Annotated in this window: 2 protein-coding genes; both read left to right on the forward strand. The window is 62.1% G+C overall.

Features of this window, described 5'->3' with window-relative positions:
• The first annotated feature begins 164 nt into the window (after window positions 1-164).
• On the forward strand, window positions 165-1,715 hold the full coding sequence (gene istA / locus IVB22_RS37095; protein WP_247522098.1) for an IS21 family transposase: 1,551 nt from the start codon (window positions 165-167) through the stop codon (window positions 1,713-1,715).
• Window positions 1,716-1,732: 17 nt separating this feature from the next.
• Window positions 1,733-2,509 carry an IS21-like element helper ATPase IstB gene (gene istB / locus IVB22_RS37100; protein ID WP_247522099.1) on the forward strand — a complete coding sequence of 259 codons (777 nt, stop codon included), beginning with the start codon at window positions 1,733-1,735 and terminating at the stop codon, window positions 2,507-2,509.
• The last annotated feature ends 109 nt before the right edge of the window (window positions 2,510-2,618 follow it).

Raw genomic sequence — 2,618 nt, forward strand, 5'->3', positions numbered from 1 at the left:
TGCGTGTTTCGGCAATTCCCGGACACCGATTTCGGTAATTCGCGGACAGCGATTTCAGTAATTCCGGGACAGGGATTCCGCTAAATCGCGGACAGTTGTGGGGGTTGGTTTTTGGGAGCGCCGTTCAGGCAATGTCCCTTCTCAAGCTGAGTTTGAGAGGGGCGATGCCAAGACGGAAGCAAGCGAAACGAACCACTGTGAAGGACCTACGATCGATCCTGAGGCTGACGTACGAGCAAGGCCTGTCGGTTCGGGCGATCTCGGAACGGCTGCAGATCAGCAAGACCTCGGTTGCCACCTACCTGCTGCGGGCGCGTGAAGCGGGTTTAAGCTGGCCGCTGCCGGCGATTTACGAGAGCGAGGCGGCGTTACAGCGGGCTTTGTTCCGGCGGGTCGGGCGCCCGCCTCAGGACTTGAGCGAACCTGAGTGGCCACGAGTGGCGCAGGAACTCAAGCGCAAGGGCGTGACGTTGACGCTGCTTTGGCAGGAATACCGGACGGCGCATCCCGACGGCTATGGTTACACGTGGTTCTGCGAGAGGTTTGCCGCCTATCAGCGTCGGGCGAACCCGACCTTCCGCCACCGCCACGCGGCGGGTGCGGTGATGCAGACCGACTATGCCGGCCCGACGGTGGAGGTGATCGACCCGCAAACCGGCGAGATCCGTCAGGCGCAGATATTTGTTGCGGTGCTCGGGGCCTCGTCGCTGACCTTCGCTATGGGGAGCTTCGGTCAGCGACTACCAGATTGGATCGAAGGCCAGACCCGGGCCCTGTCGTACTTCGGCGGCGTTCCCAAGGCGATCGTCTGCGACAATCTGAAGGCCGGGGTCGTCAAGGCGCTGTGGTTCGAGCCAACGCTCAACCAAACCTTTGCCGCGATGGCCGAGCACTACGACACGACGATTTTGCCAACCCGCAGCCGCAAGCCACGCGACAAGGGCAAGGTTGAAGGCGCGGTGCTGATTGTCGAGCGCTGGATTTTGGCACGGCTGCGCCACCGGCGGTTCTTCAACTTGGCCGATCTCAATACCGCGATCGGCAGTTTGCTCGAGGAGCTGAACAATCGGCCGATGCGCCATATCGGCAAATCCCGCCGCCAGCTGTTCGAGGAGATCGAACGCACCGCGCTGGCACCGCTGCCGAGCGAGCCATTCGAATACGCCGAATGGAAGACGGCCAAGGTCCACCCCGATTATCACGTCGAAGTCGACAAGACCTTTTACTCGGTGCCGCACCGGCTGATCGGTCGTCGGGTGGACGTCCGGCTCACCTATCGGGCTGTTGAGATTTTCCAGGATCACACGCGTGTCGCCAGCCATGTGCGCCGCTCTCAGCGTAGCGGCCATGTCACCGTGAACGAGCACATGCCCAAGGCTCATCAGCGTTACGCCAATATGACGCCGGCGAGCTTGATCAAGATGGCGGGGCGGATCGGCGTCAACGCCGCGACCCTGGTGGAGCGGATGATGCGTGAGCGCCCGCATCCCGAGCAGGGTTATCGCTCCGCGATGGGGATCATCGCCCTGGCGCGGCGCTACGAGCGCAGTCGGCTGGAAACAGCCTGCGAGAGGGCGCTCGCCATCAACGCGATCAGCTACTCCTCCGTGAGCGCCATCCTCAAATCCGGGCTCGACCGCGCGAGCCCCGCCGCCGAACCCGTCAAAGCCGCGCCCTCACACGCCAACATTCGTGGCGGAGCCTATTATCAATGAAGGAAAGGACCATCATGATGCTAACCCATCCGACCCTCGACCAGATGCAGGCCCTCGGCCTTGCTGGAATGGCGGCCGCCTACCGGCAATTGGCTGAACAGGACAATGCCGCCGATCTCAGCCGCGACGAGTGGCTCGGCCTGATGCTGGATCGCGAAGCCGCCATCCGCGCCGACCGGCGCCTGACCAATCGCCTCGCCGCAGCCAAGCTGCGCTTCGTCGATGCCTGTATCGAAGATATCGACTTCGCGTCCCGCCGCGGCCTTGACCGGCGCAACACCCTGCAGCTGGCGCAAGGCGCCTGGCTGAAGGCCCACGAGAACCTCATTCTCACCGGTCAAACCGGTACCGGCAAAACCTGGTTGGCCTGCGCCTTCGGACGCCAAGCGGCCAGGCTCGATCATTCCGTCCTCTATCTGCGTGTGCCGCGCCTGTTCGAGGACCTCGCCATGGCCCGTCTCGACGGTCGCTTCCCGCGCCTCATCGACAAGCTGGCACGTGTTCAGTTGCTCATTCTCGACGACTGGGGAACCCACACTCTCAACGATCAGCAGCGACTCGATCTCCTCGAAATCTTCGAAGAGCGCTACAGGCGCAAATCCACCCTCATCACCGCCCAGCTGCCCGTTGCCCAATGGCATGACATGATCGGAGAACCCACCATCGCCGATGCCATCCTCGACCGGATCATCCACAATGCCCATCGTGTCGCCCTTGAAGGCGACAGCATGCGAAGGAAAAAAGCCGCGCGCCCCTTGACCGATATCGAAAACAGCGAAACGAATACCAATTGACTTCAGCAACCAGGCAACCAAAAGCCAGCGCCGCCACGCTGTCCGCGAATTAGCGAAACTGCTGTCCCTCAGTTAGCGAAACCGCTGTCCCGTTTTTGCGAAATACGCA

This window comes from Bradyrhizobium sp. 190 (genome assembly GCF_023073415.1).
GTDB lineage: Bacteria > Pseudomonadota > Alphaproteobacteria > Rhizobiales > Xanthobacteraceae > Bradyrhizobium.

What these genes read in the sequence shown, in the direction of transcription:
- istA (WP_247522098.1), top strand. Translation starts at nt 165, where the DNA reads ATGCCAAGACGGAAGCAAGCGAAACGAACCACTGTGAAGGACCTACGA.
- istB (WP_247522099.1), top strand. Translation starts at nt 1,733, where the DNA reads ATGCTAACCCATCCGACCCTCGACCAGATGCAGGCCCTCGGCCTTGCT.